Origin of the sequence: Lacticaseibacillus porcinae (assembly GCF_003946305.1) — a bacterium.
In the GTDB taxonomy this organism is placed as follows: domain Bacteria; phylum Bacillota; class Bacilli; order Lactobacillales; family Lactobacillaceae; genus Lacticaseibacillus; species Lacticaseibacillus porcinae.
On record NZ_RHNS01000016.1, the window covers coordinates 27,323 to 52,380 of the forward strand.

23 protein-coding genes are annotated in these 25,058 nt (G+C 47.0%); 12 read left to right on the forward strand and 11 right to left on the reverse strand.

Features of this window, described 5'->3' with window-relative positions; genetic code table 11:
• The first annotated feature begins 82 nt into the window (after nt 1-82).
• The 7 genes from EKM92_RS11045 (at nt 83) to EKM92_RS11075 (ending at nt 7,155) form a co-directional block, all read left to right on the forward strand.
• A complete protein-coding gene (locus EKM92_RS11045; protein ID WP_125710747.1) occupies nt 83-1,471 on the forward strand; it encodes an MFS transporter in 1,389 nt (462 codons plus the stop codon).
• Between the two features lie 206 nt (nt 1,472-1,677).
• Nucleotides 1,678-3,453 (forward strand): pyruvate oxidase, encoded by a 1,776-nt coding sequence (gene spxB, locus EKM92_RS11050; RefSeq protein WP_125710749.1) that lies wholly within the window; start codon nt 1,678-1,680, stop codon nt 3,451-3,453.
• 11 nt (nt 3,454-3,464) lie between these two features.
• Nucleotides 3,465-4,055 carry an FAD synthetase family protein gene (locus EKM92_RS11055; RefSeq protein WP_125710751.1) on the forward strand — a complete coding sequence of 197 codons (591 nt, stop codon included), beginning with the start codon at nt 3,465-3,467 and terminating at the stop codon, nt 4,053-4,055.
• A 17-nt stretch (nt 4,056-4,072) separates the two neighbouring features.
• Nucleotides 4,073-4,774, forward strand: coding sequence for a PAS domain-containing protein (locus EKM92_RS11060; RefSeq protein ID WP_125710753.1), 702 nt, complete (start codon nt 4,073-4,075; stop codon nt 4,772-4,774).
• Nucleotides 4,771-5,691 carry an FAD:protein FMN transferase gene (locus EKM92_RS11065; RefSeq protein ID WP_125710754.1) on the forward strand — a complete coding sequence of 307 codons (921 nt, stop codon included), beginning with the start codon at nt 4,771-4,773 and terminating at the stop codon, nt 5,689-5,691. Before EKM92_RS11060 ends, EKM92_RS11065 begins: the two co-directional genes overlap by 4 nt.
• 89 nt (nt 5,692-5,780) lie before the next feature.
• Nucleotides 5,781-6,377 carry a histidine phosphatase family protein gene (locus EKM92_RS11070; RefSeq protein WP_125710756.1) on the forward strand — a complete coding sequence of 199 codons (597 nt, stop codon included), beginning with the start codon at nt 5,781-5,783 and terminating at the stop codon, nt 6,375-6,377.
• The gene (locus EKM92_RS11075; RefSeq protein ID WP_125710758.1) at nt 6,355-7,155 is read left to right on the forward strand and encodes a glycosyltransferase family 8 protein; all 801 of its coding nucleotides are present in this window, start codon (nt 6,355-6,357) and stop codon (nt 7,153-7,155) included. The genes EKM92_RS11070 and EKM92_RS11075 overlap by 23 nt, the downstream gene beginning before the upstream one ends.
• A 40-nt stretch (nt 7,156-7,195) precedes the next feature.
• On the opposite strand, the gene EKM92_RS11080 is transcribed toward EKM92_RS11075, so the two are convergent.
• From EKM92_RS11080 to EKM92_RS11110, 7 genes are all read right to left on the reverse strand, one after another.
• Entirely contained in the window at nt 7,196-8,128 is a 933-nt protein-coding gene (locus EKM92_RS11080) for a metal ABC transporter substrate-binding protein (protein ID WP_125710760.1), read from the reverse strand.
• Nucleotides 8,125-8,958 (reverse strand): metal ABC transporter permease, encoded by an 834-nt coding sequence (locus EKM92_RS11085; protein ID WP_125710762.1) that lies wholly within the window; start codon nt 8,956-8,958, stop codon nt 8,125-8,127. The genes EKM92_RS11080 and EKM92_RS11085 overlap by 4 nt, the downstream gene beginning before the upstream one ends.
• The gene (locus tag EKM92_RS11090) at nt 8,955-9,686 is read right to left on the reverse strand and encodes a metal ABC transporter ATP-binding protein (protein ID WP_125710764.1); all 732 of its coding nucleotides are present in this window, start codon (nt 9,684-9,686) and stop codon (nt 8,955-8,957) included. The genes EKM92_RS11085 and EKM92_RS11090 overlap by 4 nt, the downstream gene beginning before the upstream one ends.
• 582 nt (nt 9,687-10,268) lie before the next feature.
• The gene (locus EKM92_RS11095; RefSeq protein ID WP_125710766.1) at nt 10,269-11,288 is read right to left on the reverse strand and encodes a winged helix DNA-binding domain-containing protein; all 1,020 of its coding nucleotides are present in this window, start codon (nt 11,286-11,288) and stop codon (nt 10,269-10,271) included.
• Nucleotides 11,281-11,937 carry a TetR/AcrR family transcriptional regulator gene (locus EKM92_RS11100; RefSeq protein WP_125710768.1) on the reverse strand — a complete coding sequence of 219 codons (657 nt, stop codon included), beginning with the start codon at nt 11,935-11,937 and terminating at the stop codon, nt 11,281-11,283. Before EKM92_RS11100 ends, EKM92_RS11095 begins: the two co-directional genes overlap by 8 nt.
• 69 nt (nt 11,938-12,006) lie before the next feature.
• Nucleotides 12,007-13,629, reverse strand: a complete 1,623-nt coding sequence (locus EKM92_RS11105) for an ABC transporter permease (RefSeq protein ID WP_125710770.1) — start codon at nt 13,627-13,629, stop codon at nt 12,007-12,009.
• A gap of 1 nt (nt 13,630) precedes the next feature.
• On the reverse strand, nt 13,631-14,521 hold the full coding sequence (locus tag EKM92_RS11110) for an ABC transporter ATP-binding protein (protein WP_125710772.1): 891 nt from the start codon (nt 14,519-14,521) through the stop codon (nt 13,631-13,633).
• A gap of 312 nt (nt 14,522-14,833) precedes the next feature.
• Here EKM92_RS11110 and EKM92_RS11115 point away from each other — a divergent pair, with 312 nt between their 5' ends.
• The 3 genes from EKM92_RS11115 to EKM92_RS11125 are packed head-to-tail and all read left to right on the forward strand — an operon-like array spanning nt 14,834 to nt 16,866.
• Nucleotides 14,834-15,214: a DNA-directed RNA polymerase subunit beta gene (locus EKM92_RS11115; RefSeq protein WP_125710774.1), complete on the forward strand. Its 381-nt coding sequence runs from the start codon at nt 14,834-14,836 to the stop codon at nt 15,212-15,214.
• A complete protein-coding gene (locus EKM92_RS11120) occupies nt 15,211-16,503 on the forward strand; it encodes a Y-family DNA polymerase (RefSeq protein WP_125710776.1) in 1,293 nt (430 codons plus the stop codon). Before EKM92_RS11115 ends, EKM92_RS11120 begins: the two co-directional genes overlap by 4 nt.
• Before the next feature lie 12 nt (nt 16,504-16,515).
• Nucleotides 16,516-16,866 (forward strand): hypothetical protein, encoded by a 351-nt coding sequence (locus tag EKM92_RS11125; protein WP_125710778.1) that lies wholly within the window; start codon nt 16,516-16,518, stop codon nt 16,864-16,866.
• A 44-nt stretch (nt 16,867-16,910) separates the two neighbouring features.
• Here the strand turns inward: EKM92_RS11125 and ccpA are convergent, their stop codons facing one another.
• On the reverse strand, nt 16,911-17,912 hold the full coding sequence (gene ccpA / locus EKM92_RS11130) for a catabolite control protein A (RefSeq protein ID WP_125710780.1): 1,002 nt from the start codon (nt 17,910-17,912) through the stop codon (nt 16,911-16,913).
• A gap of 202 nt (nt 17,913-18,114) precedes the next feature.
• Between ccpA and EKM92_RS11135 the strand changes: the two genes are divergently transcribed.
• Nucleotides 18,115-19,218: a M24 family metallopeptidase gene (locus EKM92_RS11135; RefSeq protein WP_125710782.1), complete on the forward strand. Its 1,104-nt coding sequence runs from the start codon at nt 18,115-18,117 to the stop codon at nt 19,216-19,218.
• A 279-nt stretch (nt 19,219-19,497) separates the two neighbouring features.
• Here EKM92_RS11135 and EKM92_RS11140 read toward each other — a convergent pair whose 3' ends face one another.
• Nucleotides 19,498-21,849 carry a transglycosylase domain-containing protein gene (locus EKM92_RS11140; protein WP_125710819.1) on the reverse strand — a complete coding sequence of 784 codons (2,352 nt, stop codon included), beginning with the start codon at nt 21,847-21,849 and terminating at the stop codon, nt 19,498-19,500.
• A 265-nt stretch (nt 21,850-22,114) separates the two neighbouring features.
• Between EKM92_RS11140 and EKM92_RS11145 the strand changes: the two genes are divergently transcribed.
• Nucleotides 22,115-22,795 carry a YjjG family noncanonical pyrimidine nucleotidase gene (locus tag EKM92_RS11145; protein WP_125710783.1) on the forward strand — a complete coding sequence of 227 codons (681 nt, stop codon included), beginning with the start codon at nt 22,115-22,117 and terminating at the stop codon, nt 22,793-22,795.
• A gap of 41 nt (nt 22,796-22,836) precedes the next feature.
• On the opposite strand, the gene EKM92_RS11150 is transcribed toward EKM92_RS11145, so the two are convergent.
• The gene (locus tag EKM92_RS11150; protein ID WP_125710785.1) at nt 22,837-23,583 is read right to left on the reverse strand and encodes a biotin--[acetyl-CoA-carboxylase] ligase; all 747 of its coding nucleotides are present in this window, start codon (nt 23,581-23,583) and stop codon (nt 22,837-22,839) included.
• Nucleotides 23,583-24,995, reverse strand: a complete 1,413-nt coding sequence (pepV, locus tag EKM92_RS11155) for a dipeptidase PepV (RefSeq protein WP_125710787.1) — start codon at nt 24,993-24,995, stop codon at nt 23,583-23,585. Before pepV ends, EKM92_RS11150 begins: the two co-directional genes overlap by 1 nt.
• Between the last annotated feature and the right edge of the window lie 63 nt (nt 24,996-25,058).

Here is a 25,058-nt window from a genome sequence, read left to right on the forward strand (position 1 = left end):
ACGGCGATTTTTTGTTTGCACATTGGCAAATTTGCGGTAAACTGGTTATCGTTAGCTTGCTAACGAAATTTAGGAGGGTTTTATGAACGAAAAAATTTCACCAAAAGTAATTGGCGCGATCATCGCCACAGGCTTAATGTCGTTTTGTGGCGTGATTGTTGAAACTGCCATGAATATCACTTTTCCAACCTTAATGAAGGAATTTGGTGTGGCGACGAATACCGTGCAATGGATGACGACGTTGTACTTGCTGGTGGTCGCGTCGATGGTGCCGTTGTCAGCGACATTGAAACGCCGCTTCAAAACCAAAAGTTTGTTCCTTGTTGCCATCAGCTTCTTCATCATTGGGGTGGCGTTAGATGGCATTGCACCAGCATTTTGGGTGTTACTCCTTGGGCGGGCCGTGCAAGGTTTAGGCACAGGGATCGCCTTGCCATTGATGTTCAATATTATCTTAGAACAAGTCCCAACCAGTAAAATTGGCATGATGATGGGGGTCGGTACCATGATCACCGGCGTGGCTCCTGCCATTGGGCCGACATTTGGTGGGATCGTCGTTTCATTGATGTCTTGGCGCTATATTTTTGTCTTCTTATTACCGGTGTTGATCATTGCGTTAATTCTAGGGCTGGTTTGCATCGAACAAAAGTCACCGACGACTGCTGCCAAAATCGATCAACTCAGTGTTTGTTTGATCGTGTTGACGTTTTGCGGGTTGATTTTTGGAATCTCCAACTGGGGATCGCAACCTTTCATCAGCTGGTCAGTTGCTGGTGCGTTAGTCGTCGGGCTCTTAGCGTTGATCGGCTTTAGTGTGCGTTCGTTGCATGTCGATATGCCGATCATCAATATTCGCTTGTTTACGAATTCTGCATTTGTCCAAGTTGTCATTGCGTTTGCTTGTATCCAGATCAGTGCCTTGGCGATGAGTTTCTTGTTGCCAAATTATATTCAATTGGTCAATCACAGCACTGCATTGATTGCAGGATTATTGGTGTTGCCAGGTGCGGCATTAGGTGCAATCGCCGGTCCTTTGAGTGGTCGCTGGCTCGATCACGCCGGTGCGAAGTTACCGTTGCGGACGAGTACCATACTGATCGTTATTGGTACGATCGGGATGTGGTTGCAAGGACATCAATTGTCTAATATTGCGATTTTAGGTTGGTATATTTTAATTATGCTTGGGATGGGGACCGGTTATGGGAACTTAATGACTTTTGGCCTCAATCAACTCAGTGACCAAATGCATAGTGATGGGAATGCAATTTTTAATACCTTACAGCAATTTGGTGCCGCCCTTGGCACCAGTATGGCTGCAGCGATTGTCGCTGCTGGTCAAAAAGCCGCGACGACTCAAGCGGCTGGGACCGTGACTGGCAGTGTCAACAGCTTCGCGGTTGTTGCCGGCTTGCTCGTGATTGAATTCGTGCTGGTATGGTGGTTCACTCGCCGAGCGCCGCAAGAAAATTAGCAACTGTATTACAGATTTATATATGTGAACACACAAGGTGACCTTAATGTTAATGGGGTCGCCTTTTATTTATGGTTGTGAAGAATATAACAGCAAGTCATTTCTGCACTAGTTTTTAGACACACACAAACATGGTGAATCGCTTACATTGGCGTTAGACTTATTCTTGTAAAAGCGCTTACGCATAAATATTTTGGAGGTCTATTATGACAAATACAATCAGCGGCTCCGATGCAGTCTTAAAAGTCATTGAATCATGGGGCGTCGACCATATTTATGGTTATCCTGGTGGGAGCTTTGATTCCACGATGAACGCCTTGCATAACCAACAAGATCAAATCAAATTTATTCAAGTGCGTCATGAAGAAGCAGGGGCTTTAGCAGCTGCAGCCGACGCGAAACTTTCTGGTCAAATCGGCGTCTGCTTTGGTTCTGCTGGCCCTGGTGCCGTGCATTTGCTCAACGGCTTGTACGATGCCAAAATCGACCGCGTGCCAGTCCTTGCGATCGTTGCGCAAGTACCAAGCAAGAACATGAACATCGACTTCTTCCAAGCGATGAATGAAGAACCGATTTTCAACGATGTGGCGGTGTTCAACCGCACGGTAATGACTGCTCGCTCCTTACCAAAAGTGATCGATGAAGCGATTCAAGAAGCTTACGAGAAAAAAGGCGTTGCTGTCGTTACGATTCCTAAGGACTTCGGCTGGGCGCAGATCCCTGACACTTATGTTTCCAATGCCAACACGCAAATCAAGCCTTATGCGATCACCCCAGATCCAGAAAAGATCCAAGAAGCCGTGAAGTTGATCCAACAAGCCAAAGGTCCGCTGATTTACTTCGGCCTCGGTGCAAAACATGCCCGCAAACAATTGTTAGCGGTTTCTGAAACATTCAAAATGCCAATGATCTCCAGTGTCTTGGCCAAAGGCATTTTAGATGAAGACGAACCTGCCTATTTAGGTTCAACTGGACGTGTGGCACCAAAGCCTGGTGTTGAAGCCGCGATGGCAACGGACTTGATCTTGTGGGTCGGCAACGATGTGCCATTTGCCAGCATGTTGTTCAATCCCAAAGCCAAAGTCATTCAAATTGATATTGAATCAACCAAACTTGGCAAGCGTCGTCACAACGATGTCGCTATTTTAGCTGATGCCAAAGCCGCTTTGAAGGCAATAGCCAAGGCTGGCAAGCCACGCAAAGCAACCCCATTCTACACGGCTTGCATCGAAAACAAGAAGAACTGGGTGGCTTGGCAAGATAGCTTTAAAGATTCCACTGAATCACCTGTCCGTCCAGAACCAATTTTTGATGTATTAAACAAAGAAGCTTCCAAGAAAGCCGTCTTTGCTGTTGATGTCGGCAACGTGAACATCAACTTCGAACGGTTACTCGATATCAAACACACGCAAAAGTGGACGACTTCTGGGAAGTACGCAACGATGGGTTATGGCTTGCCAGCCGCTATTTCTGCTAAGACCTTGTATCCAGACCGCGATGTTTACAGCTTATCTGGTGATGGTGCCTTTGCGATGTTAGTCGAAGAAATCTTGACCCAAGTGAAGTACGGTTTGCATGTGGTCAACGTGGTGTTCTCCAACGCGACTTTAGGATTCATTGAAGCTGAACAACGCGATGATTCCCATCAACCATTGTCAGGAGTCGATATTCCTGATACCGATTGGGCAACCATTGCCACAGGAATGGGTGCCAAAGCATACACCGCGCATAACAAAGCCGAATTCCAAGCAGCCATTGATGATGCTAAGAACACTACTTTGCCAGTGGTGATCGACGTGAAGTTAACCCATAAGATGCCATTCACCACCCAACACATGTTCTTGGATCCTGCTTATCAAAAGCAATCTGACATTGACGAATTTGTGGCGAAATATGACGCTCAAGCTTTGAAGCCATTGCGGGCATTTTTGGCAGATGCTAAGGCCGCAAAGCCTGAAAAAACAGGCAAGAAAAATAAGTAAGAGGTGAGCACATGGTAACCGTCATGATCGATTTAAACAATATTCACCAGATCACGACGCAACCATGTGTCTTAGCCCTCGGCTTCTTCGATGGGGTGCATCGCGGTCACCAGCATGTGATCAAAACCGCTAAACGCATCGCACAACAGCGTGGGTTGCCGTTAGCGGTGATGACCTTTGACCGACATGCCAGCACTTTATTTTCGGATCAACCGTTTGATTATCTCACTACCCTTGATCAAAAGGCGGCTTTAATGGCTGACTTAGGGGTTCAAACCTTATATGTGGCGCGGTTTACTCGTGAGTTCGCAGCGCTGACGCCACAAGCGTTTGTGAGTCAATTCTTAGTCACCTTGCAAGCACAGGTCGTGGTGTGTGGATTTGATTATACCTTTGGTCAGTTCGGTGCCGCTGGCGTTGAAAGTTTAGAAACACTAGGTCAAGGCCACTTTGAAACTCGTGTCGTCGCCGCCTTACAAGCTGATCGTGAGAAAATCTCATCGACTAGGATTCGCCAGTTACGGCAAGCCGGCCGCATTGAAGAAGCGGAACGCTTATTAGGGCATCCGTTAAATTTTCACCAACAAATCGTCGCAGGATAAGAATCGAGGAATTTATCATGGCAAAACCAGAATATGATGGCGCATATATCACTTTTCCCACTGGTCGGTTGACGCTGACTGAAGTGCAACAAATTTTTTCAACTATTCCTTTTGAAATTGATTTGATCGATCACACGGATCACTTCACTTGGTATTCCAATAAACCTAATCGCGAACATGTCCGTACCGTTGATCAATTGAATGAAACCGTCGCAGAATGCCACCCAGCCCGGGTATTACCTGTTGTGATGGGGATCATTAACAGTTTTAAAGATGGCAGTCGCGATTTCGTGGCACGGCCATTGATGATGCACGGCCACCGCGTATTCATTCAATATTACGCTTTGCGAGATGTCGATGGGGAGTACTTGGGCACCATCGAATTCACCGGCTCAGCAGAACCAATTTTAACCGCTTATGAAAATGGTGGTTGGTCTGATGCTTCCAGTGGTGCATCTAAAGCTGATGGCAAGACTGGTCAACCAGAACCAGACGCTGACACCGGCGCCTCTGAAGAAGAAGCAGCCCCAGTTGCACAACCAGATGCTGACACTGGTGCCTCTGAAGAAGAACCGGCGCCTGCTGCCAAGCCAGATGCTGACACTGGCGCTTCTGAAGAAGAACCGGCACCTGCTGCCAAGCCAGATGCCACTAGTGGTGCTTCTGAATCCGGTGCAGGCGATGCCAACAAGCCTGGTCCTTTCACTTACGACCTATGATCACGCCGCAATCGCTAACCTTGCATGCGTTAGGCACTCACATCAAGTTGACCGTTTTTGGTGAGTTAGACACCGTAGCGCTAACTGCTGCTGAAAACTTGATCAATCAAGAAGAAGATCGCCTGACGGTCAATCGCACAGTTTCAGAAGTGATGGCCGTTAATGCTGCGGCTGGTGTTGCCGCAGTGGCTGTATCAAGTGGGACGTTTCGCTTGATCCGCCGAGCCATTGCCGCTAGTCGTGAAGGCTTTGGCTTCAATGCCTTGATCGGCCCGTTGGTGAAACTGTGGAAAATTGGTTTTGATGGTGCCAATGTACCGGGTGCTGACGAGGTGCAACGGCGCCTGCGATTATGTGATCCTGAAATGGTGAGCCTTGATGCGCAAACGCATCAAGTGCAACTGTTAGCCAAAGGCATGGAACTTGATCTCGGTGGGATCGCAAAAGGCGATATTGCCGATCAGATCCGCAGCCTTTGGCAGGCGTATCACGTGCAGGCAGGCATCATCGATCTTGGTGGCAACTTGTTATTTGTTGGCGATTCTCCAAGAAGAGCCGACGGGCAATGGGTGATCGGGGTTCAAGATCCCGCGAAAAAACGTCATGAAGATCTCGGGGTGACGATTTTGCCAGCGTGCTCAGCCGTGACTAGCGGCATCTACGAACGGTTTCTGATCAAGGATGGCAAGCAATATCACCACCTACTTGACCCACGCACTGGTTATCCCTTACAAACCAAACTCGCCGGCGTCACAGTGTTTACCCGCGACTCAATTCAAGGTGAATTAGAAGCTAAACGCTTGTTTTTTGCCGGCGCGGCGCCAGTTGATTGGCTAGACGATCCGCAACATTTAGGCGCAGTCTTTGCCTTTCAAGATGGTCACCATGAAACCATCGGCGCCACCTTACGTCATTGAAAACACCTCCTAGTCTTACGACTGGGAGGTGTTTTTTGTTGAAAGCGGCGTCAATCGGCGGTAGGCTTACTATTGACGGAGGTGAATTCATGACTAAAACCATTTATTTAATGCGCCACGGTGAAACCTTGTTTAATCAAGAACAACGAATTCAAGGGTGGTGTGATTCACCGTTGACTGCTACTGGTCGTGCGCAAGCGCAAGCCGCAGGTGCCTGGTTACGCTATCATCAGGTGGTCATTGAATCCGCTTATTGTTCAACGCAGGAGCGGGCGAGTGATACTGTGAGTTTGGTGTGTCCAACCCTTTCCTACACGCGGTTAAAAGGTCTTAAAGAATGCAATTTCGGCCGCTTTGAAGGGCAGCCTGAGTATTTGAATCCGCCGCAGCCTTATGGTGACTATTTTGTCGCTTATGGTGGCGAAGCTGAAGCAGAGGTGCAACAGCGGATGGTCGCGACATTGACCGCCATTGCGGAAAATGATCCTGCTCAAGTCTTGTTGGTCGTTTCTCACGCTGGCGCTTGTTATAATTTTTTGCAGCGGTTTGGTTGGGCGACTTTTAACGCGGGAAACGAGCGTTTAAGCAACTGTACGATGTTGAAATATCAGTATGAAAATGGGGAGTTTGCATTGCAAGCAGTGATCCATCCGGAGGACTCAGATGGATTTATTAGTCACGATTGATGCCAATTACTTACAACCACTAACGGTGATGCTAACCTCTTTACATTTAGCGGCACCTGAAGACCATTGGCATGTGTGGTTGCTTCACCGCAGTTTAAGTGAAGCGCAAGTGGCTGATTTAATTTCACGTACCGATGACTGGGGGTGGCAGTTGTCAGCAATTCAAGTGGCGGCAGAACATTTTGAAGAACCTAAAACCACGAAACGGTATCCGCAAGAAATGTACTATCGCTTATTATGCGGGGAGCTGTTACCAGAATCGGTCAAAAAAGTGATCTATTTGGATCCTGATATTTTGGTACTCCACTCGTTAAAGCCGTTATGGCGTAAGCGTTTGGCAGGGCATTTATTTGCAGCAGCGACGCATTCAGGGTTTACTGATATGATCAATGATCTCAACCGGGTCCGCTTGAATCAAGACCACGGCTATTATAATTCTGGGGTATTGGTGATCAACGTTGCCAAAGCGCGCCGTCAAATCAAACTTGATGATATTAATCAAGCACTTCGTCAATATGAACGACAGCTGGTTTTACCCGATCAAGATTTATTGAATCTATTATACGGTGATTGGGTGTTGCCATTAGATGAACAGCGGTATAACTATGACGCTCGTAAGTTTTTAGGGTATTATACCCGCAGCCACGGCAAACATGATATGCCTTGGGTGATGGCGCACACCGCGATTTTGCATTTTTGTGGCAGTGCCAAGCCTTGGCAACCTGGGCATGATACGCGGTTTACTGCGCTGTATTTGAATTATTTGAATCGATTATAAAAAGCTTGCCAGGTGCTTGGCAAGCTTTTTACGTGTGGATTTAGCTGAGACCTTTGGCGATTTGATCGAGATTCCATTGCATCATCTTATAGTAGGTATCGCCATTTGAACCTTTTTGGCCAAGCGAGTCGGTGTAAAGCTTCGAATAAATCGTGAGTCCAGTTTCAGAAGCGAGTTTGTTCATCGATTTTGGTGAGACTGAGGTTTCGACGAATAAATGTTTCACCTTAGTTTGGTTGATTTTTTGGATCACCGCTTGCATTTGAGCAGGAGTTCCTTGTGATTCGGTGTTGATCTCCCAAATATAAGTCGGTGTCACATGATAAGCTGCGGCAAAATATTTGAACGCTCCTTCAGATGTGACTAGGACCCGTTGATTCTCTGGAATGCTAGTGAATTTGCTTTGAGCTTGTTGATGTAAGCTGCGCAACTTTTCAGTATAGGCTTCGGCGTTTTGCTGATACGCATTGGCGTGATCTGGATCTTTTTGACTCAGGATTTTGGTAATGGTTTTCACATATTGGATCCCATTAGAAAGGTCTAACCAAGCGTGCGGATCCACTTCGTTAACGTTGGTGGTGAGGTGTTTGGCTTTAACCCCATCACTGGCCGCAAATACGTCTTCGTCGAACTGCTTATTGGCATTGGCGACAAGTTTTTTGAACCAGCCGTTACCGCCAGTTTCCAAATTTAAGCCGTTATGAAACAAGACGTCAGCCTGGTGAGTGGCGGTGATGTCAGCAGGTTGTGGTTCGTATTCGTGAGGATCGACGCCGCGAGAGACGATGCTGTACACGTCAACGTGTTTGCCACCGACTTGTTGGACCATATCTTCTAAAATCGAGTTGGTGGTGACCACGCGTAATTTTCCAGTTTGAGTCGTTGTTGTGGGGGATGTGCGGTGATCTAAAAAGTAAAATAATCCGGCAACGCTTGCGGCTAATACTAAAAATGTGGCGAGGAGTTTTTTCATCGGGCGAGAGCTCCTTTTAATAATCCGTTTTTCGGCGAGAAGATGAATGAAATGGCGAATAGTCCAGCGGCAACGATGACGATCGCCGGACCTGAAGCCAAGTTATAGGTGAAACTCAGCCATAATCCAGCAATGGCGGATAACACGCCGACCACACTGGATAGTCCTAACATGACATGCAGCTTGTCAGTCCATAAGAAGGCCGTCGCTGCTGGGGTGATCAACATGGCGACAACGAGGATGATGCCGACGGTTTGCAACGCAGATACGGTAACCAAAGTCAGCACCAACATCAAGGCATAGTGCAACGCTTGGACCTTAAAGCCGTAAGTTCGGGCAAAAGTTGGATCAAAGCTGGTGAGTTTGAGTTCTTTATAAAAAGCGACGATAAACAAAATCACTAAGGCACCGACAACGGCAGTCGTTTTCAAATCACTGTCTGATACCGCCAAGATATTACCGAATAAAATATGGTGTAAGTTGGTGGCGGAGCTTGCCAGTGAAATCAAGATAAACCCACCGGCGTAAAAGGCGGAAAATACCACCCCAATCGCCGTATCGATTTTAACTTTGGAATGGGCAGCGACATAACCGATCAACAAGGCGGCCAGAATGCCGAAAATAGAAGCGCCGAGCAACAAGTTGATGCCGAGCATATAGGCGACGGCGACACCTGGTAGCACCGCGTGAGAAATCGCGTCACCCATCAGCGACATGCCGCGCAAGATGATAAAACAACCCACTAGTCCAGACATGATCCCCACTAAAATTGCGCAAATCAAAGCGCTTTGTAAGAAGCCATATTGGCTCAAGGCGTGAATAAAGTTCATTGGGCTTCCTCCGTAAATAATACTTGGGACAAGTCGCTAGAAAAGGCTTGGCTGATGTTGGCTTGCGTGTAAACTTCTGCCGTCGGCCCAGCGGCAACGATACCGTGATTCAAAATCACCAAATCGTCGAAATATTGACTGACTTTGTTTAAGTCGTGATGGATCACGATGATGGTTTTACCGGCTTGACGCCATTGTTGCAAAATTGCCATGATTGCAGCTTCTGAGTGCATATCAATGCCGACAAACGGTTCGTCTAAAATGATCACGTCAGCATTTTGGACGATGGCGCGAGCCACAAAGACGCGTTGCAATTGGCCACCGGATAAATTACCGATTTGGCGTTGGGCAAACTCGGCTAAGTTGACTTGTTGTAAAGCGGCATGTGCTTGTTGGCGTTGTAATTTGCCAGGGGATTGAAGCACGCGTAAATGCGGATAAGTGCCTGTAAGCACCACATCAAAAACTGAAATAGGAAAGGTCAAGTCGAGGTCTTTGCGTTGTTCGACATAAGCGATTTGTTTACGATGGGTTAACAGCGGCTGCTTGTTATAATTGACTGTTCCGGAACTTTTAATTAAGCCTAACATTGCTTTGATCAACGTCGACTTGCCAGCACCGTTTGGCCCGATAATCCCAGTGATCTTACCTGGGGCAAAGGCTACTGACAAATCTTTAAAGACGGGGGTGGCCTCATATGCCACCGTTAACTGGTGTACGTTTAACATGGTTGCCTCCGTAAAGTTTAGGGATAACTAACTATCTGAATCCAGTATACCTGAGAGGATAGTTTTGCACAAGTCGTTTTCTATCTACGCACAAAAATACGAGCTGATCGGACTTGATCAGCTCGTCATTACACGAAAATTAACCGCACCAAGCGGTAATTTCCCTTATGTACCTGGGCGTGCTAGCGGGTGACCGCCTACCCAGGCGAAAGTTCAGGTATTCATTTCATTGGTTAATTGATCGTGTGCCTAAACGCGGTGTGCGTTTACGGTCTGCACCAGTGCATAGGTGGCACAACGCCTGGTAGGTCGACCGACGCCGCCAAACGTGGAATCCTCACATCGAGTTACGTTTAGTGCGGCCGCACCCCAAAGTCTCCGTGATTCATCTTGGCTACAGCTTATCAGAATGAGAAAACGAATTCAATAACAAAATTGGTGCAATTATGAGCAGGCTGACGAACCCTTAATCGCAGTTAAAGTCAGCAGAAAAATAAAATTTAATTTATCGCCAAATAACAAAAATACCAACATAATCACTGAAAAAAGGCTGATCAACGTCATGGTTGACCAGCCTTTACATTAATTTGCTAACGATAAGCCGAAGCAATCTGCGACCTGTTGCAACTTCGCCATGATCTGCTGGTGTTGGCCTGCAGAAATTGCGGCCCAATAATCTAAGGTGACACGCATTTGTTTTCCCTGTATTTTGAAGTGCCAAGTCCCAACGACCGTACCTTGTAAAATCACGATCGGATTCAAAATACCATTGACCGTCCATAATTGCCGTTCATGATCAGGATCGACAAGCCACCGCTTATCAACGTATCCGGTTAAAGCGGCATCAAATCCTGACGTTAAGATCACTTCTGGTAACTTTATCGGCGTTGGTGGCGTCAGTAGGAACTGATCAGCGCCACAAGCGATCCAATTCCGCGAAGCCCTTTCCCATAATGGCCGGACACGACTGATGGTTAAGCCCGCCCATTTACAAAAATCTGCTAGGCTGGCAGGACCAAATCCAGCTAAATAGCGTGTCATCAACTGCTGAATCGCCTCAGTACTTGAAAGCAACGTAGGATGTTGGGCGTACAATTCATATTGATTGCCGGATTTAGGGATGAAAGTGAACGCACCAGTATGTGCTGCCAGTTGAAAAATGGTGTAGCGCTCTTGGCTTAACAACGCGTGTCCAGCTAATTCATCGAGTTGGGCATCGATTTCAGTTTTGGTCAAATGATCAACGGTTGCCAAGCGTTGCGTTAAATTAATTGCCAAGTGCTCAAATAAATCGCGCTGGCCTTGAAAATATTGCGTCGGCAGCTGCTCGTCAAACCGTGCTGCGATCACCAACGCCCAATCCGTTAAGGTGAATAGCTGATAGGTCCAGCGCTGTCCCCAAGTGCGGACAATATCACCACTGGTATAAGCGGCCAACAAGTCAGCGCGTGTCAAGTTAGGAACTTGCAAGGCAAGACCGACTTCTGCTTGCCGTAATTGTTGAGCTTGAATGCCGACTGTTCGGGTCAAAGCTTGCGTCAGTGTTGTGTGAGGTTGGGCCTTACCTAACGCCGCGAAGCGTTGTGCACGTAAATCAGTCATGGTCGGCCTCAGGGTCTAAGAAACCATATTCTAATACGCGCATATATTTCATGACTTGTGCCATCACCGGATCAAAGTCATCGATTTGAATATTCGGATTGTCTCGGATCATGACTTTGGCCTGTTCGCCGATCAAATTCGTCATCATGGCAGTCATTTTGACTACTGTATCGATGTCCACCCCTTTACGCATCGGGGAGCGCTTGAGGATCGGGGTGATCATATCGGGAATTTGAGAATCAGTCAAAGTCGTCCAAATTGCGTCTACTTTTGTCCGCAGGCCTGCAGGCAAGTTGCCGACTTCAGCATATGCCTGCATCGTCAAGGCGAATTCATCAGGATAATCGATTTGCATTTGAATCTTGTAGCGCAAGGCCCGCTTGACCATTTCTTCGAGATCGGGAGAATCTTGCCAAACTGACATATCAGCAACCGCCATGATTTTGGCATAGGTAGTGCGCACGGTTTCTAAATATAGATTAGCTTTGGAACCAAAATAATTGAAGATCAACCCTTTGGAAACATCAGCTTCTTGGGCAATGGCATCGGTTTTCGTGTCACGAAAGCCATGATGGGCGAATTGATGCATCGCAGCATCAAGGATTCGACTTTGTTTTTCAGGATCGATCGTTGGACGGGATTTTACCATGATAACTCCATTTCTTTGGATACGGACACCAATAGCGTAGCAGGAATTTCCCAACTACGCTACGATAAATCAATTTTCTAATAAATCACGCCGTTGGTAAGCAATGTATCCGACGACGACTAAAATTAATCCTAGTGCAGTCATCCAACCGGCAGTTCCCCAATTGACGGCTTTGACTGGTACAGTGTTTACCCAACCAAAAGGCGTTAACTGCGTACTCCACTTCGGAAAGTTCATCAATGCGCCTAAATATAAGGAGAAAAAGCCGTACGCAGGTAGGATCCATGCCAGCGTTTGTAGCTTTGGAAGCAATCCTGAAAGTAAGGCGCCAAAGCCAAAAGTGACGATTAAAGCTGGTGCAAAGCCCCAGAAACCGCGCATAAAGTGAGCGAAACTTGGCATATTGTCACCCATTGAAGCAGCCCCAGCGACATACATCCCACAAACCGCTAAGAAGAAGGTTGCCAGGCTAACGACTAAGCCAAAGCCTGCAATGGCAAAAAACAAATGAGCACGAGAGACGCTGCGAGCATGTAGCTGTTCGAAGTAGCCTTTGCGTTCATCACCGTTTAATCGAAACATCGTGATCAACCCAGGGATGATTGCTAACACTGCAAAGATGATGGTCAACTTGTTGGCAAACGATAAGACGATGGCGCGGTTAGCGGCATCAGTAGCAGCCGTGCCAATCAGCTTGGACATCATCGGATTGGATTTCAATAAATCACCGGCAGTCCCAAAGATGGAACCGTAAGTGGCACCTAAGAAGAATAAACCCACTAACCAAATGATGGTGCTGGTACGTTCGAGGCGTGCGATCAACGACAATGGACCGGCTAAAAATAATGAAGCGCGTTTGCGTCCCGCGCGATCAGGTAATAAGCCGGCGCCAACATCGCGAGTCGCCCCAACCATAATCGTCAACGCACCGATGATTACCGTCATCAGCAACATCAAGCCGACAGGTCCCCAGTTGTTTTTTCCGTAAATATCGAGTTTTTCGATCCAACCGTAAATGGTCCACCAAGTGTAGTCAGGATTTTTAACGTCGGTACCCATGCGGATCACATATAAAATGCCTAACCAACTGTAACTTAAAATTGTGGCGCCACGGCTAGAATCAGCAATTTGTGCAAAAAGTAAACTAAAGGCGCCAAACATCAAACCAAACATCGCGAGGCCTAAGCCAAACAGCCAGTTCCCACCAGCGTTCATCCCAGTCATACCGCTAGCTTGCAGACCAAGGGCTTCTAAGACGCCGGCGATGACGTTAATGATCACCAATTCTAAAATTGCGGCAGTTAAAGCACTGGAGCGGCCAACGCTGTGGGCGCGGATCAATTCTAACACCCCAGAGTCTTCATCACCGCGAGTGGTATGCACCGCAAAATAAATATTCATCATGGCGACGAACAAGCCCATGAAAGTCATCATTTCTGCAGCATATACGATCGCAACGGTATAAGGTGGCTTTGCAGTAAAGGGACCCATCAACGACACCATCGCAGGGGTTTTTAAGGTGGTGATGATCGTGGCCATTGCTTTTTTAGTGCCATAAAGACCGTCAAACTTTGCGGCAGCACCTGCCATTAATCCGACTAAGCCAATCAACCAAAAAACGATCTTCAACCAATCGCGGCGCAGATTCAAGCGCAACAATTGACCGGTTTTTGCATAATGTGTTGAAAACATATCACGCCTCCTGATTGTAGTAGCGCAAGAATAAATCTTCCAAAGTTGGTGGTGTGCTTTGCAACTGCTTGATTTCAAGTGGTGCCAAAGCCGTCATCACACTGGCGAGATTTTCAGAGTCAACTGCAAATGTCGCTTTGTTACCAGTTTGGTTAAATGAGTGAACGGCAGGTAATTGTTGAATCGTGCTGAGATCTTTGACTGTGGTAACGGTGACTTGGGTGCGTGACAGTTGCCGCATATCATCTAATGTCCCAGTTTCAATGATCGTCCCTTGACGAATGATCCCAATGCGATCACACATGCGTTCCACTTCGCTGAGAATGTGGCTGGACAACAAAACGGATTTACCAGCAGCCTTTAAAGCTAAAACATGTTTTTGGAAGACTTCTTCCATCAACGGGTCCAGCCCAGACGTCGGTTCATCGAAAATATACAGATCTGCATCTGTTGAAAAAGCGGCGATCAAGGCCACTTTTTGGCGGTTACCTTTGGAGTAGGTGCGATTTTTCTTGGAGACATCTAAGTCAAAGTCTTTGATCAACGCATCAGTTTTAGCGGAGTGCTTTTGACCATTGAGCTTTAAAAATAAATCGATCGCTTCGCCGCCAGATAAATTAGGCCACAAATACACGTCGCCAGGTACATAAGCTAAGCGTTTGTGAATGGCAACGGCTTGAGACCAAACGTCTTGACCAAAAATCGTCGCTTGGCCGCTAGATTTCTTGAGGATCCCCAGCAAGGTGCGGATCGTTGTTGATTTACCGGCACCGTTAGGCCCGATGAAGCCGAAAACTTCACCTGGATATACGTCAAAGGTGATGTCTTTGAGGGCTTGAAACTTTCCGAAGTGTTTTTGTAAATGTTGAATCTGAACCACTGGCTGTGCCATGATGTGGCCTCCTTATGAAAAATAATCGCGTGACATTTCATTGCGACTGTAGTGTATCACCGAGTGACTGGTCGGTCAATGACTTATGAGTCAATTTAATTGCAAAAGTTTTGGAGGCCGTAGAAACGCTGATATTAAACGGATTGCAAACGTAATCCTGAGGTTATCCATTTCAGTTTTTGAGCAACCGTTGTGATGTCGTTGAAGCGCTGGATTCGTGCGACAAAAAATCGACAAACAATTTGCGAACAAACGTTCTTGAAAAATAAGAACGTTTGTTCGTATAATAGACCCATAAGGAAGGTGATCCAAATGGCATATGTGGTACCACGAGAATTATGGTTATACGATGATCGCGGCATGATGAATTGGATGGGGTGGTTGTTGTCTGATCACAGCGCCTTTATGGAACAAGCGGCCCACAATAATCAGCCACAAACGGAGCTTTCAGCGATGACTGATGCAGCCATCGACGGAACCTTGCAACAAGCATTTGAACAACGTCAAGTCGTTGCCATTCAACTTAATGCGTTGTGGGATGCAGCTTATTTACCAGAAATCGTCGGATTAGTTATCGGTTGTGATGATGGACGAGTATTTTTGCAAGCGCAAGATGGTGGGATGCAAGCCTTATCGGTTAGCGACATTCATCATGTCCGCGTGACTGAAACTAAACATTGGTGGGCGGCATGAGCACGCCGCTTGATGACCCGAAACGTTTGCCAGTGCGCGATATTATGTGTATCGATTGCAAATCATTTTATGCCAGTGTCGAAGCGATTCGTCGCGCTGAATATCCATTAGCGGCGAAAAATGCAGTGTTATCGCGACCAGAATCTTCAGGAGGATTGATTTTAGCAGCGTCACCAGATACGAAATCTGATTATGGCGTGAAATTAGGGACCCGCCAGTTTGAATTGCGACCAGATATGGATATTCAAGTGGTCGATCCGCACATGAGCGACTATATCAAGATCAATTATCGTATCAATGAAATTTACCGCAAGTTCACGGATGATGCGCACTGGTATGTTTATTCGATCGATGAGTCGTTTATCGATGTGTCGGCGTCGCATCAGTTATTTGGCGATAATTGGGCGATCGCCCGAGAGATTCGCAGGCAAGTGGAAGAAACGACTGGAATTTTCACAACCGTTGGCATCGGTCCGAATCCATTAATGGCTAAACTCGCTTTAGACAATGAAGCCAAGAAGAAGGACCCTTGGATCGCGGAGTGGGGGTATGACGATGTGACAACGAAATTATGGCAAATCGATCCGCTGACAGACTTTTGGTCGATCGGCAGTAAAACCGCGGCTAAGCTTGAAGCGATGGAAATTTATTCGCTCAAAGACCTAGCCCTCAGTGATCGAAAATTGATTCATGATCGCTTTGGCATTTTAGGAGATGCATTGTACTTTCATGCTTGGGGGATCGATTACTCAGATCTTGCTCGGCGCTATTTGCCGCGTAGTGAAAATAAAGGGTATGGCAATTCGCAAGTGTTGATGCGCGATTACACTACGATGGCAGATCTGGAAACTGTGTTGTCTGAAATTGCTGATCAAGTGGCCACGCGGTTGCGCAAACACGGGGTGGTTGGTGAAGTCGTGGGCATCTCAGTCGGATTTGCAGAACCTGATGCCCAAGGTAAAACGCATTGGGGTGCCCAAACGCAAGTCGATCCAACGAATCGCACCGATGATTTGATCCGCGCGGTACGTTATTTGCTCCATAAGAAGTGGCAAGGTAATGCGATCCGCAATGTCGGCGTGCGGGTCAATCGCATCAGCAAACCGGCAACCATTCAAACTGACTTATTTGAAAATGTTGAACAACTCGAGGCGGAACAACGCTTGGCCGCCAGCATTGATAAAATTCGCGATCGTTTTGGTTATAAAGCCATTGTCCGCGGGTATTCCAAGACGAAAGGTGGGACTGCGATCGATCGTTCAGGGTTAGTTGGCGGCCATGCAGGCTAGAAAGGAGTCACGATGTTATTAGAATCAAGGCAATTGATCGCTAATTTTGATAAGTATTTTTTGCGTAAGTATAAATGGCGTTATGTGTTGATGGTGGTGAATAATCACTATTTTGATCGGTATTCGTTTTTCTTGCAGGCTTGGCGTTTTGGCGATGCGCTGCATTATAGTTATGACTTGATGGAAATGCCGCGCGATGAGGCGAAGTATCAACAGGTGATGCAAGATTTGCGGGCCCACACCAAAATGCGCATTGAGTTTCGCGATACGCATCAGCTCGCGCATCCAGGCCGTGATATCGTCAATGACAATGTGCATGGACATGGCACTAGCACCCGTTACCATGAGCAACATCCCAAATAAGCGCAAATAAAAATCAGGCACGAGGCCTGATTTTTATTTTGAAACTATTTGGTTGACTTGCGGCTGGTGATGTCAAAGCCTAAGCGAATCGTCTTGGCGTCGATTTCTTCTTTGTTCATCATCTTGGTCAACAAACGCATGGCAACGGCACCGATATCATACAAAGGTTGGTCGATGGAAGTCATTTGTGGACGAGCCATTTCAGTTAACTTGGTGTTGTTAGAGGTGATCAATTCAAAGTCATCAGGAACTGAAACCCCAGCATCAATGGCGCCGTCTAAGACCCCAAAGGCCAATTCGTCGTCACCAACCAAAGCAGCGGTTGCGCCGGCTTTTTGTAATTGCTTGAAGACAGCCAAACCAGCATGATAAGAAGCTTCAGATTCAAAGACTAACGATTCGTCATAAGCCAAACCAGCTTTAGCTAAGGCGTTCTTGTAACCTTGCAAACGATATTCACCGTTGATCGGTTGACTTAAAGGACCAGTGACCAAAGCGACTGCTTTGTTACCGGACTTGATCAATTGCGTGGTGGCAGCTTCAACAGCAGCGACGTAATCGATGTTAACAGAGCCAACTTGTTCGTCAGGATCAACAGAACCAGCTAAAACGATCGGGGTTTTAGAACGAGAGAATTCTTGGCGAATATTGTCAGAAATGTCGTGACCCATGTAGATCAAGCCATCAACTTGCTTGGCCAACAAGGTGTTCAGCACTTGAACTTCTTTTTGAGAGTTTTCATCAGAGTTGGCTAAAATGATGTTGTACTTGTACATTGTCGCCACGTCGTCGATCCCACGTGCCAGGCTAGAGAAGAACATGTTGGTGACATCAGGAATGATCACACCGACAGTGGTAGTTTTCTTAGAAGCCAAACCACGGGCAACCGCGTTTGGACGGTAATCGAGTTTATCGATCACTTCCAAGACTTTCTTGCGAGTTGCTGGCTTAACGTTCGGGTTCCCGTTGACAACACGAGAAACCGTGGCCATGGAAACGTTGGCTTCACGGGCAACGTCATAAATCGTAATCGTTTGTTTTTCCATTATTTGTGTAGCTCCTTATTTCACAGTAGCGATAAATACTTGCTTAATTTACAATCCACTCTAGCAAACTACCGCAAGGAATGCAAGCGTTTTACTGAATTTTTCAGAGAAAGTTTCATGAGCATTTTTCAGAAAGCCGGTTTAACGGCTTTCATGGTATACTAGAAACGTCAACAATTGTGAAAAAAGGAAGCGAGACTAGATGAATCAACAACTGCAAAACTTGCAACAATGGGTCCAAGACCAAGGCCTTGACGTCGCTTACATCTCAAATTTCACCAATATCAACTATTTCACGAACTTCTTTCAAGATCCCGAAGAACGTGTGACCGGCTTGTTCGTGTTTCCCGATCATGAACCGTTTTTATTCACCCCAGCATTATCGATTCAGGCAGTGAAAAAAGCTGGTTGGGATTATCCAGTTTACGGTTATCTCGATCATGAAGATCCTTTTGCATTGATTGCCGATCATATTCGCGCTGTCAATCCTAACCCGTTAAAGTGGGGGATCGAAAAACTCGATTTAGCGGTACAAAAATTTGAAGCCATCACCCGGCAATTTCCACAAGCTAGCTTTCCTGCAGATGCCAGCATGAAGATCCAGGAACTGCAACTGATCAAAACTGATGCAGAACTGGAAATCATGAAAGTCGCAGGCCAACAAGCAGATGCTGCCTTTGCAGCGGGCTTTGCAGCCTTACAAGCAGGACGTTCCGAACAAGCGGTGGTTGCTGAAATCGAATATGCGATGATGAAACAAGGCGTCATGCATATGTCGTTTGACACCATTGTGCAAGCAGGCGTGGATGCAGCAGATCCTCACGGTGGCCCTGAAGCCACAAAAGTGCAACCAGGCGAGTTGGTATTGTTTGATCTTGGGACCAACAATCATGGTTACATGTCAGATGCCACGCGGACGGTAGCTTTTGGTGGCGATGTCTCACCGAAAGCCCGGGAGATCTTTGATGTGTGCTTAGAAGCGCAACTCACTGCTCAAGCTGCAGTCCGTCCTGGCCTGCGTGCTAGCGATTTAGATAAAATCGCGCGTGATGTGATCGAAAAAGCAGGTTATGGCGAATACTTTAACCATCGCTTAGGTCACGGCATCGGCATGTCCACACATGAATTCCCATCGATCATGGCAGGCAATGATATGGAATTAGTTGAAGGTATGTGCTTCTCCATTGAACCTGGGATCTATATTCCAGGCGTCGCTGGGGTGCGGATCGAAGACTGTGTGCATGTCACAGCCACTGGTTGTGAACCATTTACCCATACGCCAAAAGATTTTCAAATCATTCAATAAACTTGGTACGGCTGCAAATCTTGCAGCCGTATTTTTATTGCGCCATCAGGCGACAGTGGGCTAGCTCCGTTGCGGAACTGAAATCATCGAACGTGGCCGGCCGACTTCTGCAGACGGCCGCACGGCAACTTGTCCAATTCACCGCAGTGTCGCCGAATCGTCGGAGCCCACAGATTTTCGTGCCGGAGGCATATTGGTATAGTATGCTGAAACACTTACACTGCCAGACGTCGAGAGTATTAAAAAGCCAAGACGAAATTTTTCGTCTTGGCTTTTTGACTATTGATTGGTACTGGAAGTGTTAGAAGTAGTGACTTTGCCATAACCGTTCGACTTTTTACCACTAGCGTATTCCCAGAATTGTTTGTAATTATCGGTGGTGCCGCCGATCGCAAAGTTACTGGTGGTGACGCCTGGCAAGTAGTCATTGTAAAGACTAGTGACGGTGCCGCCGCTTTCAGCGACGTCATATGACTTCCCATCATAAGTGACTTTACCGGTTTTTTCGCCGGTGAGCTTGGATACTGTCGCTGATTTAACTGTACTTGGTTCAGTACTGGTTTGATCGGCTTTGAACTGATCAGGGATCACGCGATAAGCCGCGTTAGCCAGCTCTGCCCAATAAGCTAAGTTGGTGTTTGAAGCGGAACTCGACAAGTTGTAACTGGTGCCGTTTGCGTTGTCGTAGCCGATCCAAGAGGCTAAGGTCATCCCAGGTGTTGAGCCAACAAACCAAATATCTTTATAGTCGTTTGATGTCCCAGTTTTACCGATCAAGTTCGTCGTATTGAAGTTCAATTGGTAATTTAAGCTGGCGGCAGTCCCTTTGGCGACGACTTGATGCATCATTTGTTGCATGATGTAAGTTGTTGCTGGGGAGAAGACGCGGGTATTGTTCGTTTGATGTTGATAGATCACATTGCCGCCTGGATCGACGATTTTATCGATGACAAACGCATCGGTGTGATTCCCGCCATTTTCAAAAGTCGTATAGGCACTGGCTTGATCTTCAACCGAAACCCCGTAGTCAGTCCCACCAAGGGCTAATCCAAGTTGCGAGTAGTCGTTGGCAGTCAATGAGTTGATCCCAGCTTTGGTGAGGTAATCTTTGACGTTAGTTTTTTGACGGACTTCATTGTACAAGTTAACGGCAGGAATGTTGTAAGATTCTGCTAACGCATCAGTCGCCGAGATAAACTTGTTTTGGATCTGGCCACCATAGTCGGTAACTGAGTAATTCGTGAAGTTGGTTTTAAAGTCAGCCAACATCGTTTGTGAGCCGATCAATTGATTTTCGATTGCAGGACCGTAAACCGCTAATGGCTTGATCGAAGAACCTGGGCTACGGGTGGTGTAGATGTGGTTGAGTTCCCCACTGACGCCACCAACGAATCCGACCACTGCACCAGTGGTGTTGTCCAATAAAACCGAGCCGTTTTGAACAGGTTCAGAATCGGTGACATATTCACCGGTTTCTGGATCGATTTCACTGGAGGAATAAGTGTAGCCGAGGTCAGCGTTTTTGACGACAGATTGCATGGCATCATAAACTTGCTTGTTGATCGTGGAGTGGATCTGATAGCCTTTGGTGGTTAACAAATTTTGCGCTGAAGTGAGATATTGGTTATCTAAGGCGGTATCTTTGTCCAAGTCTGCTTGGGTGTGGCCGTCTTGTTTGGCCAACTGCAACGCTAAAATGGATTTAGCTTCAGAAGTGACCATGTTGTAAACATAAGCATACTTCGTGGTCGCATCGTCGTTGCTGGTGTCGTGGCCTTTGAAATCAGCTTTTAAATCAAACTTTTTGGCGTCGTCATATTCTTTTTTGGTGATTTCGCCATCACGATACATCCGAAATAACACCGTGTGTTGGCGGTTGATCCCTGCAGATAAGTCTGATTTTAAGTCGCCATTAGCATTATAAGGCGTGTAAACCGAAGGACTTTGCGGCAACCCAGCGATAAAGGCAGATTCCGGCAGGTTCAAGTCTTTGGCATTTTTACCGAACAAGCCTTGCGCCGCGGTTTGAACGCCGGCGATGTTTTGACCTTTGTTGTTGCGGCCTAAGGTCACGATGTTCAAATACGATTGTAAAATGTTCTTCTTAGAAAAGAAGTGGTTGACGCGCAAGGCGTACATGATTTCAGTGACCTTGCGTTTAAACGTGGTTTCAGAGCTTAAGAATTGCAATTTGACCACTTGCTGTGTCAAGGTCGACCCACCAGTTTGGCTACCGACGCCAGAAAATTCTGAAAATACTGCCCGGATCACCGATTTTGGCGATACCCCTGAGTTGGTATAAAAATCTGAATCTTCTGTGGCAATGATCGCTTTTTGGACCCAAGGAGAGATATCAGACAAATTGACCGTATCGCGGATCAAATCTGACTTCACATGGGTGAGTTCGACGTTATTGGCAAAATATAAATTCGTTGATTGATCAACGTTACTTAACGTGCGGGCCATCGCCGTTTTTGAAGGGACATCTGTGTTTGAAACGATGGCCGCAAAATAACCTGCCAGCAAACCGACCCCAAACACCCCACCGATCGCGATCACGGCAACGGCGTAATAAACGATGGTTTTCAATGCTTGTAACATGATGTCCACGTACATGGGCAAAGTTTTCATCGATAACGCCGGAAGGGCTTGTTCAGTTTTATTGAGCCGAGCACGGGTGTTGAGCCGAGTGATCAGCGCATGCCACCAGTTTTTTGGCGTCTTCACATTTTTCCCACCTTTTAAAAATTGTGCAATATGGCTCATTTTATCATTAGATTGTTGTAAACACCATTAAAGGTGAAACACCGTCGAGTTACAGTATTTTTACAGCTAGACGAAAGCCTGGCCTCGTGGTAGCGTTAAAGCAAAGCTCTGGTGAGGAGGTCAGCAACTCATGTACCGCAATTTATTTTTCGATGTCGACGATACGCTATTGGATTTTGAAGCTGGAGAGCTTAAAAGCCTGCAAGCCACTTTCGAAAAACATCACATTGATTACACCCAGAAATTAGAAACCACCTATTTAGGCATCAACGCCGAACTTTGGCGCCAATATGAAAAAGGCACGATCACTCGCGAGCAGATCTTTTATAAGCGGATGCGCCAGTTGTTCAAACAGTTGAATTTGGCAGGCGACCCTGAAGCGGTGGAAAAAGACTATTTCACCATGGTCAATCGCCAAGCGGTGTTGATTCCTCGTGTGGAAGCGACCCTTGAGGCGTTGAAAGATTATCATTTGTATATTGTGTCCAACGGCTTTGAGTCAGCACAACGTTATCGATTGACGAAAAGTCATTTGATCGATTACTTCGATGATATTTTCGTGTCCGATACTATCGGCGCCCCGAAGCCGACGAAAGCCTTCTTTGATTATGTGGCCAAGCGCACGCCGCATTTCAATCCACAAACGAGTTTGATCATTGGGGATTCTTTGACCTCAGATATTCAAGGTGGGCGTAATGCGCATATGGATACCGCGTGGTTTAATCCCCATTTTAACGCGAATCATGGCCCGATTTATTCGACTTATAATTTCAACGATTTCAGTGATTTATTAAAAATCGTCAAAGCCTAAATGAAAAAGCTGCCGCGAAATTTCGCGACAGCTTTTTTAAATTAACGCAGGCGAATCGAGCCGCTGTTGAGAGACTCGATACCGTGATCTGTTGCTAACAGTAATGCACCATCATCAGCAAAGCCTTGAACTACCCCCACTAAAGGATGGCTTAAGCCTTGAACGATCACGCTTCGGCCAAGCCATGCCGCATGTTTCCGAAATTGCGGCATGATCGACTCAGGTACGTGGAGAAGTTGATCGAAGTGTTGCAACCATGACGCCACTAGTGCTGGTCGCATGTCAGTGGTTGGAACGTGGTCAAGTAAAGTGCCGACTGGCAAGTCAATCGGGACATCAGGGGCATCACGAGCTGGGGCGATGTTGACGCCAACGCCGACTAAGACGCTGCCATTTTCCAAACGATTCGCTAAAATACCAGCGATTTTTTGATCACCGATCAAGACATCATTCACCCACTTGATTTGGGTGGTGACGCCAAACAACTCAAACGCCGCAAGTTGTAAAGCGACCCCGGCAGCTGGTGTGATCAAGCTGAGCTGTACCGGATCTAATTGAAAGCCGCCGTATGTGAAGTAGATCCCAGTATGTGCTGGTGAGAAAAAGGCTTTGCCGCGGCGGCCAACGCCTTGGGTTTGTTCGCCGGCGACTAATAATTGAGGATGCGGCGCATGTAAAAGTTGCTGGGCCATCACTTGATTGGTTGACGTGGTTTGCTGAACGCAAGTCACATCAACGGCTTGTAGCGATTGTGGTAAGGCTTGTTGCAAGGTTTCAGTGGTGAACATTACAAGGCCTCGGTTTGAGTCAAACGGTAAATCGCATCGGCATATATGGCGACAGCATTCATGATGTCTTCGATCGGCATATATTCGTTAGCTTGATGCATCACATTTTCGCGTCCTGGCATCATCGCCCCAAAGGCAACACCGCGGTTTAAGATGCGACCATAAGTGCCGCCACCAATAGATTGTTCGCGACCGTCGTGGCCAGTGTGATCTTGATAGACTTGCAATAAGGTTTTAACGAAAGGATCATCACCTGACACATAATGTGGGGTGTGGCCAGCTTCAGTGACGCTGACGGTCACGTCTGCGCCGAGTGCTTGTTGCATGTTGGCTTGAATCGTGGCCAAATCAATGCCTTGCGGGTAACGAACGTTGATGGCGATGGTTTGTTCACCATTTGGTCGGAAGGTGAATAGGTCAGCGCTGGCAGTGAGATCCCCCATGATTGCATCGCTGAAGGCCAAGTTTAAGTGGTGACCGCGAGAATCGTTGTGCAAATGATCAGCAGTCGTTTGCAAATACAAGTGACTTGCTGGATCATCGACCCAAGGGGCTAACAATGTCGCCAAATGCGTCGCGGCGTTGATCCCAGCTTTAGGTTCTAAGGCATGTGCCCCAAAGCCAGTCACTGTAAATTGCACGCCATCTGCAGTGTCGTCGTAGCTGATCGTGACGTCATTAACTTTGGCGTATGCGTCAGCTTGAGCTTGCCAGTCGTCAGGTAAATTGCCGATCAACGTTGCAGTGGCGGATTGTGGCACCATGTTCACGCGCAGTCCAGCATCAAAAGCTGTCATGCTGGTGTGGCCGCTAGTTGGTTGCGCGGCAAAGGTGAGGGTCAAGGTGCTGATGCCTTTTTCCCCGTTGATGATCGGAAATTCTGCATCTGGTGAAAAACCGTAATCTGGCATGGTTTGGGTGGCTTCATAGCGATCCATGCCGTACCAGTTGGATTCTTCATCAGTCCCGATGATAAAATGGATCGTTTGTTTTGGGGTGATGCCTTGGTCTTTGAGCAAGCGCAATGCGTAATAAGCTGCTAATGTTGGGCCTTTGTCATCGGCGCTACCGCGACCATAAATGCGGCCGTCTTGAATCTTGGCGACAAAAGGATCACTGTCCCAACCAGCACCTGCAGGCACCACGTCCACATGGCCGAGGATGCCTAAAGTGGTGACGCCTTCACCGAAGCTGATGCGGCCAGCCACATTTTCAACATTTAAAGTGTCAAAGCCGTCGCGTTCGGCCAAGCCAAGCATTGCCTTTAAAGCATCAGCTGGGGCAGGGCCTAAGGGAGCGTCTGCAGTTTTATGTTCAACGTCGCGCACAGAAGGGATCGCGATCAATGCTTTAAGGTCTGTCAACAAGTCGCGTTCATAGCTTGCGGCAACTTTTTGCCAATCGATTGTCATGTGTTTTCCCGCCTTTTGATTTGATACCTTCACGATAACAGATTTTTCAAGCGCTGGCTATTT

Bases quoted from the DNA above. Each gene is read 5' to 3' on its own strand.
- EKM92_RS11045 (WP_125710747.1), top strand. From the start codon at position 83: ATGAACGAAAAAATTTCACCAAAAGTAATTGGCGCGATCATCGCCACA.
- spxB (WP_125710749.1), top strand. From the start codon at position 1,678: ATGACAAATACAATCAGCGGCTCCGATGCAGTCTTAAAAGTCATTGAA.
- EKM92_RS11055 (WP_125710751.1), top strand. From the start codon at position 3,465: ATGGTAACCGTCATGATCGATTTAAACAATATTCACCAGATCACGACG.
- EKM92_RS11060 (WP_125710753.1), top strand. From the start codon at position 4,073: ATGGCAAAACCAGAATATGATGGCGCATATATCACTTTTCCCACTGGT.
- EKM92_RS11065 (WP_125710754.1), top strand. From the start codon at position 4,771: ATGATCACGCCGCAATCGCTAACCTTGCATGCGTTAGGCACTCACATC.
- EKM92_RS11070 (WP_125710756.1), top strand. From the start codon at position 5,781: ATGACTAAAACCATTTATTTAATGCGCCACGGTGAAACCTTGTTTAAT.
- EKM92_RS11075 (WP_125710758.1), top strand. From the start codon at position 6,355: ATGGATTTATTAGTCACGATTGATGCCAATTACTTACAACCACTAACG.
- EKM92_RS11080 (WP_125710760.1), bottom strand. From the start codon at position 8,128: ATGAAAAAACTCCTCGCCACATTTTTAGTATTAGCCGCAAGCGTTGCC.
- EKM92_RS11085 (WP_125710762.1), bottom strand. From the start codon at position 8,958: ATGAACTTTATTCACGCCTTGAGCCAATATGGCTTCTTACAAAGCGCT.
- EKM92_RS11090 (WP_125710764.1), bottom strand. From the start codon at position 9,686: ATGTTAAACGTACACCAGTTAACGGTGGCATATGAGGCCACCCCCGTC.
- EKM92_RS11095 (WP_125710766.1), bottom strand. From the start codon at position 11,288: ATGACTGATTTACGTGCACAACGCTTCGCGGCGTTAGGTAAGGCCCAA.
- EKM92_RS11100 (WP_125710768.1), bottom strand. From the start codon at position 11,937: ATGGTAAAATCCCGTCCAACGATCGATCCTGAAAAACAAAGTCGAATC.
- EKM92_RS11105 (WP_125710770.1), bottom strand. From the start codon at position 13,629: ATGTTTTCAACACATTATGCAAAAACCGGTCAATTGTTGCGCTTGAAT.
- EKM92_RS11110 (WP_125710772.1), bottom strand. From the start codon at position 14,521: ATGGCACAGCCAGTGGTTCAGATTCAACATTTACAAAAACACTTCGGA.
- EKM92_RS11115 (WP_125710774.1), top strand. From the start codon at position 14,834: ATGGCATATGTGGTACCACGAGAATTATGGTTATACGATGATCGCGGC.
- EKM92_RS11120 (WP_125710776.1), top strand. From the start codon at position 15,211: ATGAGCACGCCGCTTGATGACCCGAAACGTTTGCCAGTGCGCGATATT.
- EKM92_RS11125 (WP_125710778.1), top strand. From the start codon at position 16,516: ATGTTATTAGAATCAAGGCAATTGATCGCTAATTTTGATAAGTATTTT.
- ccpA (WP_125710780.1), bottom strand. From the start codon at position 17,912: ATGGAAAAACAAACGATTACGATTTATGACGTTGCCCGTGAAGCCAAC.
- EKM92_RS11135 (WP_125710782.1), top strand. From the start codon at position 18,115: ATGAATCAACAACTGCAAAACTTGCAACAATGGGTCCAAGACCAAGGC.
- EKM92_RS11140 (WP_125710819.1), bottom strand. From the start codon at position 21,849: ATGAAAACTTTGCCCATGTACGTGGACATCATGTTACAAGCATTGAAA.
- EKM92_RS11145 (WP_125710783.1), top strand. From the start codon at position 22,115: ATGTACCGCAATTTATTTTTCGATGTCGACGATACGCTATTGGATTTT.
- EKM92_RS11150 (WP_125710785.1), bottom strand. From the start codon at position 23,583: ATGTTCACCACTGAAACCTTGCAACAAGCCTTACCACAATCGCTACAA.
- pepV (WP_125710787.1), bottom strand. From the start codon at position 24,995: ATGACAATCGATTGGCAAAAAGTTGCCGCAAGCTATGAACGCGACTTG.